This window comes from Thermomonospora cellulosilytica (assembly GCF_014138835.1).
GTDB lineage: Bacteria > Actinomycetota > Actinomycetes > Streptosporangiales > Streptosporangiaceae > Thermomonospora > Thermomonospora amylolytica.
The window spans coordinates 1,602,034-1,615,498 of the sequence record NZ_JACJII010000001.1 but is presented as its reverse complement, the minus strand read 5'-3'; the positions used below and the strand labels follow the sequence as shown (position 1 = coordinate 1,615,498).

Sequence of the window (13,465 nt, the reverse complement as noted above, 5' to 3'; positions counted from 1 at the left end):
CAGAGTGCATCGGCCGGAGACGGGTCAGGTGCCGTGGGAGTTGAGGAAGGCGAGCAGGTCCTCGCACAACTGCCGCTTGTGGGTGTCGGCGAGGCCGTGCGGGGCGCCGGAATAGGTCTTCAGCTCGGCGTCCGGAACCAGTTCGGCCGAGGCCCTGCCGCCGACCTCGTACGGGACGATCTGGTCGTCGTCGCCGTGGACGATCAGGGTGGGGACGTCGAAACGGGGCAGGTCCTGCCGGAAGTCGGTGGCCGAGAACGCGGCGATCGAGTCGTAGGCGTTCTTGTGCCCGGACTGCATGCCCTGGAGCCAGAAGAAGTCGCGCGTGCCCTGGGACACCTCGGCGCCCGGCCGGTTGTTGCCGAAGAACGGGCCGTCGGCCAGGTCGCGGTAGAGCTGGGCCCGGTCGGCGATGGAGTCGTTCCTTAACCCGTCGAACACCTCGATCGGGACGCCGCCGGGGTTGTCGTCGGTCTTGAGCATGAACGGCGGGACGGCGCTGACCAGGCCGGCCTGCGCGACGCGGCCGGTGCCGTGGCGGGCGATGTAGCGGGCGACCTCGCCGCCGCCCGTGGAGAACCCGATCAGGGCGGCCTCCGACAGGCCGAGGGCGTCGATGACGGCGGCCAGGTCGTCGGCGTAGTGGTCCATGTCGTTGCCGTCCCAGACCTGGGCGGAACGCCCGTGGCCGCGCCGGTCGTGCGCGACGCACCGGTAGCCGTTGCCGGCCAGGAAGAGCATCTGCGCCTCCCAGCTGTCGGAGTTGAGCGGCCATCCGTGGCTGAGGACGACGGGACGTCCGGCTCCCCAGTCCTTGTAGAAGATCTCGGTGCCGTCGGGCGCGGTGACGTAGGGCATGGTCTGAGTCCTTTCGCTTCGGTCCCCGCCCCCTGCCCTGACCTGCCGGGACGAACCCTCGGACGACCCGTCCCCGGACGACCGCGCCCGGCTGGGAGGCGTTCACCGCCCGGCGTCTGGGGGCCGGTGCACGCCGACGTTCCGCGCGGACGCCCGTCAGGTGACGTCGAAGCCGCCGTTGTCGGCGGCCAGTGCGCTGAACTCGGCCAGGTCCCGGACGTTGCCGACGAGGCCGTCGGAGACCTCGTCCACGAACGACAGGTAGTCCGAGACCATCAGCTCGCCGTGCGGGCCGCCGAGCAGGCGGGCGATCGCGCGGCACTCCTCGGGGGTGACGTGCCAGCCGTCGTTGGACTCGAACTTGTGCATCTGGACCGGGCAGTCCGGGCCCGCCTGGTGCACGGCGAGGCGCAGGACCTCGCGGACGTCGATCATTTCGTGGCCTGGGATGTCGAACGCCCTCCCGGCGCCCGCGCAGCTGAACGAGTAGCCCATGGGGCGATCGTCGTGGGGGCGGGGGCCCGGCGGCCAGGGATCCGGGTCCCGGATGGGGCCGGGACCCGGAGGTGATTTGCCCCCGTCTGGGGTGATGTTGTATCCGTCCCCGGTTGTGATCGTTCGTGCCGTACGTGCGCTCATCGACGCCTACGACAGGTCTGCGGGCATGTCCCGGGGCACCGCCTGGGACGATCCCGCCCTCGCCGCCGTGCTGCGCGCCCCCGCCCGGGAACGGCTCCGGCGGGGCCTGGCGCTGCTGGCCGAGTCCAAGGGGCTCCCCGAGCTGCGCGCCCTGCGCGTGAACAGGCTCGCAAAAGCGCTCACGGGCCGGCTCGGCGAGCTCGCCGCCCTCTCCTCCGGGCAGGACCCCGACGCGATGCTGCTGCTGGGAGCGACCCGGATCCAGTACGCCTGGGAGATCCGCGGCGGCGCCTACGCCCAGGACGTGAAGCGGCAACGCTTCGAACGCTTCTGGGCCGAACTCCAGCACGCCGAGGCCCCCTTGCGGCGGGCCGCCGAACTCCTCCCCGCCGACCCGGTGCCCTGGAACGAGCTCCAGTGGTACGCCATGGGCGTCCAGGCGGGCCGGGACGAGCTCGACCGCCTGTGGAACGAGCTCCTGTGGCGCTGGCCCGCCCTCTACTCCGGCCACTTCACCCGCGTTCAGGCCATCTCCGCCAAGTGGTACGGCTCCGACGAGGAGGCCGCCGCGTTCGCCGAGGAACTGGTCGACCGCGCCAAGCCCGGCGACCCGGTGGCGGCCGTCGCCACCACGGCCCACTTCGAGATCGCCGCCCGCAGGACCGACAACGTGGTCGAACGCGAGGCCGCCCTCCGCGCCCACTTCGGCGACCCCTCGGTGGCCCGCCTCATCACCCGCGCCGCCGACCTGTGGCTCCAGTCCCCCGTCCCCCACCCCCGGACCCCGGAGGCCCACCACCTGTTCGGCGCCGCCTTCCACTTCGCCGGCGACGAGGAACGCGCCCGCCACCACCTGAGCCGGACCGACAACCGAATGCCCGACCGCCTCCCCTGGGGCGTCACCGCCCTCGCCCCGGCCCGCTACTACGCCAAAACCCGCACCGCCCTGGGCGTGTGACCCGGCGACCGCGTCCGCCGCGGCATGAGGCCCGATCACCCCTTTGCTGAGGCCCGGCGGCCGGGGATCGCGGTTCCGGGTCCGCCGGGACGGTTCGGGCGGGGCCGAAACGAGAGCGGGTCAGGATCGGGGCATGGCGAAGATGTCCTGGGTCGTTCTGGAGGATCCGGCGTTCGGCGTGCCGCAGTGCCCGCCGGGACGTTCCGGTGTGGCGTGGTTGCGGGGGAGCGTCGCGCGGTTCAGCGAGGGGGCGGTGCACGCGCGGCGGCGCGCCTGCCCGGGGCGGGACCTCGCCCACCGGCTCGCCGCGGCGGCGGTGCGGCGATGACCTCCACCGCACCGGGGCGGGCGACGGGTTTCGCGGCGCTGCACCGGGCCGGGGATCCGCTGGTGCTGCCGAACGCGTGGGACGCGGCGTCCGCGGCGGCCCTGCTGGCGGCGGGGTTCCCGGCGATCGGGACCACGAGCCTGGGGGTGGCCGCGGGCGGGGGGCTGCCGGACGCGGCCCGTTCGGCCGCCGGCCCGACCCGGTCGCTGGCCCGTCTGCTGCGGCGGCTGCCCTGCCCGGTCACGGTCGACATCGAGGACGGCTTCAGCGACGACCCCGACGCCGTCGCCGCGTACACCGCCTCCCTGGAGGTCGACGGCGTCAACATCGAGGACTGCACGCGGGGACGGCTGATCTCCCCCCGGGCGCACGCGGCCAAGATCACCGCGATCAAGTCACGATGCCCGGAGGTGTTCGTGAACGCCCGCGTCGACACGTTCTGGACGGGACGGAACGCGACCGTCCCCGAGACCGTCGAGCGTGCGCTGCGCTACGTCGCGGCGGGGGCCGACGGGGTGTTCGTGCCCGGCCGCCTCACCTCGGCGCAGATCCGCGAGATCACCTCGGCGGTGCCCGTTCCCGTGAACGTGCTGGCCTCCCCCGACCACACCGTGCCGGAACTGGCCCGGCTGGGCGTCCGCCGCGTCAGCTGCGGGTCGCTGCTGTTCCGCGCCGCGCTGGACCGCGCCGTGGAGGTCGCCTCGGCCGTCCGCGACGGCGCCCCCGCCCCGCCCGCGACCTCCTACGGCGACGTGCAGGACCTCGCCTCACCCTTCCTCGAGTGAGTCTTCGAGTGAGGCGAGGGTCTCCTCCCCCTCGTCGGTGAGCCGCAGCGCCCGGCTGCGCCGTCCGTCGGCGACCCACCCGCGTTCCCGGAACACCGTCAGCAGATGCGCCCCCAGCCGCCCGGCCAGATGCGGCCTGCGTTCGGTCCAGTCCAGGCAGCCCCGCACCAGCGGGCGGCGCGGCGACCCCTCGACGTCCCGCAGCCCGAACCGCTCCACGACCGCCCGCCCGGCCCGCCCGTCCAACCGCAGCCCGGCCGTGGCCCCGGCCCGCAGCGTTCCCTGAACCACCTCGGCGCGCACCAGCAGCCGCGTCACCCGCAGCCCGAGCGCCCCGGCCATGTGGTCGTAGCAGCTCCGCCCGGCCCGCAGCTCGGCCGCCGCCCGATGCCCCCGCAGCGAGGTCACCGGGATCTCCGGCGCGACGACCCGCAGCGCCTCCAGCGCGTACGCGACATCGGCGCCCGCCAGCCGGTAGTACCGATGCCGCCCGCTCCGTTCCACGGTGACGAACCCGTGCGCAACCAGCGTCTTCAGATGCTCACTGGCCGTCGACGCCGACACCCCCGCCAGCCGCGCCAGCTCCCCGGCGGGCAGCGCGGCGCCCCCCACCAGCCCGGCGAGCATCCGCGCCCGCGCGGGCTCGGCGATGAGCCGTGCCGGCACCGAGATGTCCACGTCAACGCCCATGCCCCACACCGTAGCCCCGGCACGCTTCGGCCCACCCCGAACAATGCCCCACACCAACGCCCGGTCCCGATCCCGCCGCCGCCTCCACCGCACCCGAACGCTCCGACAGCGCGTGGAGGCAGTACCTCATCCCGCCCGCACCGCCCCATCGCTCACCCACGCCACCGGCTCCTCCTCGCCGTCCGGTCAGCCCATTCGTCGTTCCAGCCGGTCACCGCACGCAGCGGCCCTGCACGCCTACGGGTGGGTGCAGGGCCGCTGCGGGTCGGCGGGTCAGGGGCCGTTCTCGGTCTCCAGTTCGTTCGGAACGGCGAGGGCGCCGATCTGCTGTTCGGTCAGCGCGCCCTCGTAGACCCAGATGTCGTCGATGGCGTCGGGCCAGAAGGCGCTGCCCGAGGGGCCTCCGAACGAGTCACGGCCGACCTGGAGGCCACCGGTGGCGGTGAAGGCCTGAATGCCGTCCGTCCATGAACGGTTGAGGGACGTGTCCTCCAGCGCCCCGTCGACGTACAGGCTCAGCCGGTCCCTTCGGGCGTCGAAGACCACCGCCAAGTGGTGCCACTGCCAGTCGAAGAAGTTGGAGTGGCGAATCGTCTTCACCGGGGCGTCGGGACGGTCGGCGGTGCGCATCTGCACCTGCCAGAAGCCGGACCACTCCGGATCGTTCGGGTCGGGGACGTACTGGACGGTGAGAACGTCGGCGTTGGCGCCCGGCAGGGAGAACACCGTGGCCGGGGACTGCGGCCGGCTGGTGGTACGCGCCCATCCGGTGATGGTGAAGCTGCGGCCGGTGTTCACCGGTGGGGCGTCCATGGCGGCGTAGGCGGTGGCGCCGTTCAGCAGCAGGCCCGCCGGGGAGACGGTCGCGAAGCCGGCGTTCGGGTCGATGGCGGCTCCGCCGTGAAGGTTCAGGGCAGGAGCACCGGACGGCTCGCCCGTGCCGTCGGTGTTGAGCTTCCAGCGGGCCCTGACCATGGGGTCCTCGGCGTTGAGCTCTGCGATCTCCTCGAGGGCCAGGACGCGGTCGTAGACCCGGACGTCGTCCACGTCGCCGGTGAAGTGGCCGCCGCGTGCGCCGGACCACTTGGCTCGGCCGATGACCAGGGGGCCGAGGGCTCGCCAGGCGTTCTGGTGGGCGACCTCACCGGTCAGTTCGCCGTTCACGTACAGGGAGAGCCTGCCCGTCGTGGCGTCGTGAACGGCCGCCAGGTGGGCCCACTCGCCGACCTGCGGCCGGACCGGCGCCGGATCCGAGACGCTCACCTCCACCTGGGCGGCGGCGTCGCTGTCGGAGCCGGTCATCCCGAACGTCCACCGGGAGCCGGTGTCGCTGGGACGCCGCCCCAGGTAGAAGCCCGAGTTGCGGTCGCCGTCCACGCTGAGGACGGCTTCCGGGCGAGTGGTGTCGGTGGCCGGCTTCACCCAGGCGGTGACGGCGAAGCTCCTCGAAGTGTCGATGACCGGGCCGTTCGCGGTCGCCTGCCCGGAACGGCCGTCCAGGCTCAGCGCCGTTCCGTCCCGTCCGGGGACGCCGAGCGTCGCTCCGCCGGAGAGCGCGGCGGTGACGGGCACGACCGGGCTGTGCACGCGGCCCGCACCCGGCTGCTCGTCCAGGGTCCAGTGAGCGGACGGCCCTGCCGGCGGGTCACCTGCCGCGAGATCCCGAACGTCCGCGTCCAACAGCGCCCGCGGGTAGACGCGCACGTCGTCGATACCTCCCGGCCAGGCGTTGCCGTACGTGCCGTTGGTCTTGCCGCGCCCGATCTGGAAGGCACCGGTCGCCTGCCAGATGGTGACCTGGTCCGTAGTCGCCGCCGGGGTCCCGTTCACATAAAGGCGCAGACGACGCGCCGTACGGTCGTGGACGCCGGTCAGCAGTGACCACTCGTTCAGGGCGAGCGGGGTGCCGCCGATCGCGCCGCGCCAGGTGCCGCCGGTCTCGGTGTCGGCGGCCAGCAGGCCGAACGCGGGCCTGCCTTCGGCGTCGGTGCCCAGCCGGAACGCGCTCTGGTGGACCCCGTCCTGGGCCAGCACGTCGTACGTTCCGGCGCGGGTGGGCCTCACCCAGGCCGAGACGGTGAAGCTCTGGTCGGTGCGCACCACCGGCAGGGGGCTTTCCGCGTGGCCGCCCGCCAGGGTCAGGGCGGAGCCGATCCGGCCGGCCTGTCCGAGCGTGGCCTCTCCCCGGACCTGAGCCGGAGCGCCCCGGCCGGCACCCGCCACCGAGGCGCTGCCCGCGTTCTCGTTCAGGGCGAATCGTGCCGCGGGGTCGGCGCCGGCCCTGACCCGGAACTGATACGTGACCGGCGTCCCGTTCCATCCTTCGGCGGTGAACGCCTGGACCGTGAGCATGTTGGGGCCCGACCGCATCGGCGTCAGCCGGACGTCACGGGGCTCCCCGTTGGTCGTGGGAACGCTGGTGACCCGCCTGCCGTTCAGCCAGAGCTCGTACCGCACGGCGACCCCGGCGCTGTCGGAGATCCGGAACGTTCCCACGTCGCCGACGCCGTCATGCCACGTGTCGTCCGCCGGATAGTCCGCGGAATACACCACCGGCACCGGACGGGTGTCCGCCGCCGCGGAATCCACTCCCGCCAGCCCGACCACCAGCACGGACGCCGTGAAAGGCGCCCCGAATCGAAGCAGCCGCACGCCCACCCTCCGCAGCCACGCGCAACCCCGGAGAACGCATCGGCATGCGGTCCCTGAGGTCACGTCCACCGAAACCGGGGTGATCATCACCCGCCCGGTGAAGATCGTCAAGCGAAAATCCCGCCCGGCCGGAAGCGGTCAGTGGAATTGCAGGCCGGGGAAGTCGCCGGAGGTGCGCCACTTCGCCATGTGCTTGAAGAAGGCGACCGGGCCGGCGGGGTGGCCGACGTTGAGGCGGGCCCAGGGGGCGGGGTCCTGGCCCTCGTTGTTGTAGTAGCCGGGGGTGCAGTCGGTGGGGCGCTGGAAGAGGCGGGTGCCGGAGGTGAGGTTGTGCGGGATGTTGGAGATGAGATTGGCGCTCTGGGCGGCCTGGACGATGAACATGTTCGGGAAACCGTGGACGTGGATCCCGTGCAGGGTGCGCATGCCCTGGGACCAGTATTCGGAGAGCCTGACGCCGTCGCGGCCGGTGATGTCGTAGCCGGCGCGGCGGGTGTACTCGGTGCCCACCTCGAAGCCCGAGGCGTAGATGATGCAGTCCAGTTCGTATTCGTATTCGCGACCGGCCGCGACGACGCCCTTCTCGGTGATGCGCTCCACGCCCTTGCCGTCGGTGTCCACCAGGTGAGTGCCGGGGAAGTTGAAGGACTGCAGGTATTCGTCGTGGAAGCAGGGGCGTTTGCAGCTCTGCCGGTACCAGGCCTTGAAGGTTCTGCGCGGTCTGCGGGTCCTGCACGACGGCGTCGACGCGGGCGCGGATCTCCTCCGTCTTCTCGAAGTCGGCGTCCTCAGCGCCGCCCTGGCGTCCTCGCGCTGACCCGGCCCGGCCGTCTCAGGGAACGTCCCCGTCGATCGCCCGGTCGAGGAGCGCGGCGATCCGTTCGGGGTCGGGGTCCTGCTTGATCAGCGCGCTCATCCGCTGGGCCTGTTCGGTGGTCGGCATGTGCCCCACGAGCAGGAACGGGAGCAGCAGGCGGCGGGCCAGGAGCTCGGCCGGCGAGGTGACGTGGGGGCGGCGGACGACGGAGACGTTCACCCGGACGGCGTGCTCGTTGCCGGGCGGGACGCCGGGCCGGTCGGTCTCGATCGCCGCGTAGCGGAAGCCGTGCGCCCGGTCGCACGCCGCACAGCCGGCCGGGCCGCGGCCGAGGCGGTCGCCGCAGTCCGGGCAGGTCAGCCGGTCCATGGCGGCGTCCACGACCCGCCAGTCGTGCCGGTCGGGCTCGTCCACCACCATCTCCGCCACCAGGACCTCCTCGTCGCCCCGGCCGGAGTCGCCCCAGCCGGAGTCGTCCCAGCCGGAGAGGAACCGCCGCCACTCGCCCTCGACGATCCGGTCCACCAGCTCGCGGCACCGCCCGCACGAGGGCGCTCCGCCGTACTCGTATCCGTCGCACTCGACGCACCGCCGCAACGGCGCTCCCACCGCAGGCCGATCCACGCCCCCACCCAACCCCCGCGGAACGTTCCGGACAAATGGATTTGCGGTCGGGAGGCCGGGTCGCCACCCTGACGCGGTGACCGTCTCCCCCAGCGCCGACGCCGGCCCGAACCGCCGGATCGTCGCCGTCCTCGCGATCACCTGCGGGGTGGCCGTGAGCAACATCTACTTCGTCCAGGCCATCAGCCCGCTCATCGCCGCCGATCTGAAGGTGGCGGAGGACTCGGCCGCGGCGGCGGTGACCGCGGCGCAGTTCGGGTACGCGGCGGGGAACTTCCTGCTGGTGCCGCTGGGGGACCGGATCCCACACCGCACGCTGATCGTGGCGCTGCTCGGGCTGACCGGGCTGGGGCTGGCGGCGGCCGCCGCCGCTCCCGGGCTGCCGATGCTGATCGCGGCGAGCGCCGCGGTCGGGATCACCACGGTGGTGGCGCAGGTCATCGCCCCGATGGCGGCCGGGCTGGTGACCGAGGAACGGCGCGGCGCGGTGATGGGCGTGCTGCTGAGCGGGTCGATCGGCGGGATCCTGCTGTCCCGCGCGTTCGGCGGGGTGCTTGGCGAGTGGCTGGGCTGGCGGGCCCCGTACGCGGTGGCGGCGGCGCTGGCGTTCCTGCTCGCGGCGGTGCTGGCGGTCGTGCTGCCGGTGACCGTTCCGGCGACGCGGGAACGCTACCCGGCGCTGCTGGCCGAGCCGCTGCGGCTGCTGCGCGCCGAGCCGGAGCTGCGCCGGTCGTGCTTCTACCAGGCGACCGTGTTCGGCGGGTTCCAGGCCGTGTGGACCGGGCTGGCGTTGCTGCTGACCGGCCCCGGCTACGACCTCTCAGCGCCCGCCGTCGGGGTGATCGCCCTGGTCAGCGCGGTCACCATGGTGTGCATGCCGTGGGCGGGGCGGCAGGTGGACCGCCGGGGCTCCGATCCGGTCAACCTGGCCGCCATCGCGGGGACCCTCACCTCGGCGGCCGTGCTGGCGGCGGGCGGGCTCGGCGGGGCGGCGGGCCTGGCGGCGCTGACGGCGGGCGTCCTGCTGCTGGACGTGGCGATGCAGTCGGGGATGATCGCCAACCAGGCGCGGATCTTCACGCTGCGCCCCGACAGCCGCAGCCGCCTCAACACCGCCTACATGACCTGCGCGTTCCTCGGCGGCAGCGTGGGCTCGTGGCTCGGCACCCGGGCGTACGCCCGGGTCGGCTGGGCGGGGGTGTGCGGGCTGGTGGCGGTGCTCGCGGGGCTCGCCCTGCTCCGCCACCTGCCGCACGCCCGCCGGGCGGGACGCTAGGACTCCTCGGCCAGGTCGGCGTGGCGGGTGCGGAGCTCGCGCTTGAGGATCTTGCCGCTGGGGTTCTTGGGCAGCGAGTCGGCGATGACGACGTACTTGGGCCGCTTGAAGCCCGCCAGGCGCTCGCGGGTGTGGGCGTGGACGTCGTCCTCGGTCAACGTGACACCGGGCTTGGGGACGACCACGGCGGTCACCGCCTCGATCCAGTGCGGGTGGCTGATGCCGAACACGGCGACCTCGGCGACCCCCTCCAGCTCGTAGATGGCCTCCTCGACCTCTCGGCTGGCGACGTTCTCACCGCCGGTCTTGATCATGTCCTTCTTGCGGTCCACCACGGTGAGGTAGCCGTCGGCGTCCATCACGCCCAGGTCGCCGGAGTGGAACCAGCCGTCCCGGAACGCCTCCGCCGTCTTGTCCTCGTCGTTGTAGTAGCCGAGGGCGGCGTGCGGGCTGCGGTGCACGATCTCGCCGATCTGACCGGCCGGCACCGGGTTGCCGTCATCATCGACCAGCATCGTCTCCACGTTGATCGCCGCGCGTCCGGCGCTGCCCGCCTTGGCGAGCTGCTCGTCGGGACGCAGGATCGTGGCCAGCGGGGACATCTCGGTCTGGCCGTAGAAGTTCCACAGCCGGACGTCGGGCAGCCGCCGCTGGAGTTCGCGCAGCACCTCGACCGGCATCGGGGACGCGCCGTAGTAGCCCTTGCGCAGGCTGGACAGGTCGGTGCCGTCGAACGCGGGGTGCCGCAGCAGCGAGATCCACACGGTCGGCGGGCAGAACAGCTTGGTGACCCGCTCCCGTTCGATGGTGGCCAGCAGCGCCGCCGGGTCGGGGGCGGGCAGGATGACGCTGGTGGCGCCCAGGTAGACGTCCACGGAGAAGAAGCAGTCAAGCTGGGCGCAGTGGTACATCGGCAGCGCGTGCACCTCGATGTCGTCGCCGCTCATCCCGCCGTCGACGACGCAGGACACGTACTGCGAGATCAGCGAACGGCTGGACAGCATCACGCCCTTGGGCCGGGACTCGGTGCCCGAGGTGTACATCAGCCGCAGCGGGTCGTCGTCGCCGACGTGCACGTCCGGGGCCTCCGCCGGCCCCTCCCGCCACCAGGGGTCCACGTCCTCCCAGCCCGGAGCGGGCGCGGCGCCCGACAGCCCGATCCAGCCGCGCACGCCCCCGGAAATCCCCGCCGCCGCCAGGGCCTTGTCGGCGGTCGGGGCCAGCGCGTCCTCGGCGACGATGCCGCTCGCCCCCGAGTGCCGCAGGATGTAGGCGATCTCGTCGGCGTTCAGCATGAAGTTGACCGGGACGAGCACCACGCCGAGCCGGGCGGTCGCGAACGCCAGCACCGCGAACTGCCAGCAGTTGTGCGACAGCAGCGCCAGCCGGTCGCCCTTGGCCAGCCCGCGGTCGGCCAGCGCGTGCGCGGCCCGGTTCACCGCCCGGTCGAACTCGGCGTACGTGACCCGCAGATCCCCGAAGACCACCGCGAGCTTTCCGGGGTCGCGGCGGGCGGTGCGGTGCAGCAGGTCGCCCAGCGAGTGCCGCCGGGCGCGGGCGACCATGGACGAGGTCTCGGGCGAGTACACGATCGGCGTCCTTCCGGGCACGGTTCTTGGAACGATCAAATACCCGCGCACGACCCGGCCGCAATACCCGTCAGCGGGCCGCCAGGAGGGCGGCGGCCCGCTCGCGGACGACATGGCGCTGGAGCTTGCCGGTGGCGGTGGTGGGGAGCTTGTCGACGACCAGCACCTCGCGGGGCCGTTTGAACGAGGCCAGCCCCGCCCGGCAGAACTCGATCAGCTCCGCCGGGTTCACCACGGCCCCGTCCACCGGGACGACGCAGGCCACCGGCTTGTCGAGGCCGTCACCGTCCGGGACGCCGACGACGGCGGCCATCGCGACCGACGGGTGCTCCAGCAGGCGGGCCTCGACCTCGGCGGGCGAGACCCAGATGCCGCCGGCCTTGAGCATGTCGCCGGTACGGCCCAGGCAGGTGTAGTAGCCGTCGGCGTCCCGGACGTAGGTGTCGCCGGTCCGCAGCCACTCGCCCTGGAAGACCTGCCGGGTGGCCGCGGTCCGCGCCCAGTAGCCGGTGGCGATGGACTCGCCCTTGACCAGCAGCGAACCGGGGGTGCCGGGGGCGACGTCCCGCCCGTTCTCGTCCACCAGGCGCAGCTCGTAGCCGGGAACGGGGGTGCCGGTGGTGCCCGGGCGGACCTGACCGGGCCGGTTGGACAGGAAGATGTGCAGGGCCTCGGTGGAGCCGATCCCGTCCAGCAGCTCGACCCCGTACCGGTCGGTGAAACGGTGGTACAGGTCCGTGGGCAGCGGCTCGCCCGCCGACACCGCCAGGCGCACGGAGGCGAACGCCGCACGCGGCACGTCGGCGTTCAGCAGCGCCGCGTAGAACGTGGGAACGGCGAAGAACAGCGTCGGCCGGTACTCGACCAGCCGCTCGGCCACACCGTCCGGGGTGGGCCGGGCCGGGTCCAGGATCGTCGTCGCCCCGGCCGCCAAGGGGAAGAACAGCGAGTTCCCGATGCCGTAGGCGAAGAACAGCTTGGCGACCGAGTAGCACCGGTCCTCGGCGGTGATCCGCAGGACGTTCCGGGCGTAGGTCTCCACCACGTGGCGGATGTTGGCGTGCCGGTGCATGGCGCCCTTGGGCCTGCCGGTCGTCCCGGACGTGTAGAGCCACAGCGCGCAGGAGTCCTCGGAGGTGACGCAGGGGTCGACCAGTTCCCCGCCTCGCCGGCGGCCGTCCTCGACGAGTTCGTCGAACGGCCGCAACCGCACCCCGGCCGGGACGGGGAACCGGGCGTCGCCCTCGACGGCCACCCAGGTCATTCCCGGGGCCTGCGCCACGGCCGCCTCGGCGGCCACCGTGAACGGCCCGCCGACCAGCAGGACGCGGGCGCGGGAGTCGGCCAGCAGGGCGGCCAGCTCGGGCCCGGTGAGCATGGTGGACACCGGGACGGGGACGGCTCCGAGCCGCATCGCGGCCAGGATCGATGCGGCCATCGACGGCCCGTCCGGCATGAAGAGCACCACACGTTCCTCGGACCGCAGCCCCCAGGTCTGCAGACCGGCGGCGACGTGTCCGACCAGCTCGTCCAGCTCGGCGTAGGTGAGGTCGCCGGCGGGTCCGGTGACGGCGGTGCGGGCGGCGGTGTCGGGGTGGCGGGCTGCGTGCAGCAGCAGGTCGCAGGCGTTGAACGGCGTCATCATGCGGGCTTCCCTTCGCCGGTGGCGCCATGTTCCACAGAAAGTCCGCGACCGTCAATAGTTCTGTGGAATGGCCGGATGGGATACTTGCCGGGACATGCCGGGAGAGGTGACGGAGGGCCGAAGATGAGCGATCCGCGGGCACGCGGCGACGCGGGCACGGGCGGGTTCGGGCCGTGGCCGGGGTTCGACACGACCCTGGGGATGAACTACACCGAGCTGACGGCCGACCGGGTCACGGCGACCTGCAAGATCACCCCCGAGCTGCAGCAGCCGTACGGGATCGTGCACGGCGGGGTCTACTGCGCGCTGGTGGAGAGCACCGCGAGCACGGGCGCGGCGTTGTGGTTCGGCGACCGGGGCAACGTGGTGGGGGTGTCCAACCACACCAACTTCCTGCGGGCCAAGCGGGAGGGCGTGCTCACGGCGACCGCCACCCCGGTCCACCGGGGCCGCACCCAGCAGCTCTGGCAGGTGGTCATCACCGACGAGGACGGCCGCGACATCGCCCGCGGCGAGGTGCGGCTGGCCAATCTGGCGTCGGCGGACGGGCTGGGCCGCGAGGACAAGTAACACGACACTAAATTAGTGTTGCGACACAAGAGTG

At 72.9% G+C, this 13,465-nt stretch carries 13 protein-coding genes; 5 read left to right on the top strand and 8 right to left on the bottom strand.

Annotated elements, in window-relative coordinates; translation table 11 throughout:
- Positions 1–24: 24 nt before the first annotated feature.
- Both HNR21_RS07850 and HNR21_RS07845 read right to left on the bottom strand, forming a co-directional pair.
- The gene (locus tag HNR21_RS07850) at positions 25–858 is read right to left on the bottom strand and encodes an alpha/beta fold hydrolase (protein WP_182704649.1); all 834 of its coding nucleotides are present in this window, start codon (positions 856–858) and stop codon (positions 25–27) included.
- Positions 859–1,014: 156 nt separating this feature from the next.
- Complete coding sequence (locus tag HNR21_RS07845; protein ID WP_182704648.1) at positions 1,015–1,353, bottom strand: hypothetical protein; 339 nt, start codon at positions 1,351–1,353, stop codon at positions 1,015–1,017.
- 115 nt (positions 1,354–1,468) lie between these two features.
- On the opposite strand from HNR21_RS07845, the gene HNR21_RS07840 reads away from it, so the two are divergent.
- The 3 genes from HNR21_RS07840 to HNR21_RS07830 all read left to right on the top strand — a co-directional run bounded on the left by HNR21_RS07840 (position 1,469) and on the right by HNR21_RS07830 (position 3,568).
- Positions 1,469–2,455, top strand: coding sequence for a hypothetical protein (locus tag HNR21_RS07840; RefSeq protein ID WP_182704647.1), 987 nt, complete (start codon positions 1,469–1,471; stop codon positions 2,453–2,455).
- A gap of 133 nt (positions 2,456–2,588) precedes the next feature.
- Entirely contained in the window at positions 2,589–2,783 is a 195-nt protein-coding gene (locus tag HNR21_RS07835; RefSeq protein WP_182704646.1) for a hypothetical protein, read from the top strand.
- Positions 2,780–3,568, top strand: a complete 789-nt coding sequence (locus tag HNR21_RS07830) for an isocitrate lyase/PEP mutase family protein (protein WP_182704645.1) — start codon at positions 2,780–2,782, stop codon at positions 3,566–3,568. Before HNR21_RS07835 ends, HNR21_RS07830 begins: the two co-directional genes overlap by 4 nt.
- Here the strand turns inward: HNR21_RS07830 and HNR21_RS07825 are convergent.
- The 4 genes from HNR21_RS07825 to HNR21_RS07810 form a co-directional block, all read right to left on the bottom strand.
- Entirely contained in the window at positions 3,551–4,258 is a 708-nt protein-coding gene (locus HNR21_RS07825; protein WP_182704644.1) for an ArsR/SmtB family transcription factor, read from the bottom strand. The two genes, HNR21_RS07830 and HNR21_RS07825, sit on opposite strands and share 18 nt — an antisense overlap.
- 273 nt (positions 4,259–4,531) lie before the next feature.
- The gene (locus tag HNR21_RS07820) at positions 4,532–6,910 is read right to left on the bottom strand and encodes a LamG domain-containing protein (RefSeq protein WP_182704643.1); all 2,379 of its coding nucleotides are present in this window, start codon (positions 6,908–6,910) and stop codon (positions 4,532–4,534) included.
- A gap of 138 nt (positions 6,911–7,048) precedes the next feature.
- Positions 7,049–7,531, bottom strand: coding sequence for a hypothetical protein (locus HNR21_RS07815; RefSeq protein ID WP_220500070.1), 483 nt, complete (start codon positions 7,529–7,531; stop codon positions 7,049–7,051).
- 211 nt (positions 7,532–7,742) lie between these two features.
- Positions 7,743–8,351: a hypothetical protein gene (locus HNR21_RS07810; RefSeq protein WP_182704642.1), complete on the bottom strand. Its 609-nt coding sequence runs from the start codon at positions 8,349–8,351 to the stop codon at positions 7,743–7,745.
- Between the two features lie 76 nt (positions 8,352–8,427).
- Between HNR21_RS07810 and HNR21_RS07805 the strand changes: the two genes are divergently transcribed.
- Complete coding sequence (locus tag HNR21_RS07805; protein WP_312880905.1) at positions 8,428–9,627, top strand: MFS transporter; 1,200 nt, start codon at positions 8,428–8,430, stop codon at positions 9,625–9,627.
- Here HNR21_RS07805 and HNR21_RS07800 read toward each other — a convergent pair.
- Entirely contained in the window at positions 9,624–11,216 is a 1,593-nt protein-coding gene (locus HNR21_RS07800) for an acyl-CoA synthetase (RefSeq protein WP_312880904.1), read from the bottom strand. The two genes, HNR21_RS07805 and HNR21_RS07800, sit on opposite strands and share 4 nt — an antisense overlap.
- A 70-nt stretch (positions 11,217–11,286) precedes the next feature.
- Positions 11,287–12,861, bottom strand: coding sequence for a benzoate-CoA ligase family protein (locus tag HNR21_RS07795; protein ID WP_182704641.1), 1,575 nt, complete (start codon positions 12,859–12,861; stop codon positions 11,287–11,289).
- A gap of 123 nt (positions 12,862–12,984) precedes the next feature.
- Between HNR21_RS07795 and HNR21_RS07790 the strand changes: the two genes are divergently transcribed.
- Positions 12,985–13,431 (top strand): PaaI family thioesterase, encoded by a 447-nt coding sequence (locus tag HNR21_RS07790; RefSeq protein WP_182704640.1) that lies wholly within the window; start codon positions 12,985–12,987, stop codon positions 13,429–13,431.
- Positions 13,432–13,465: the final 34 nt, after the last annotated feature.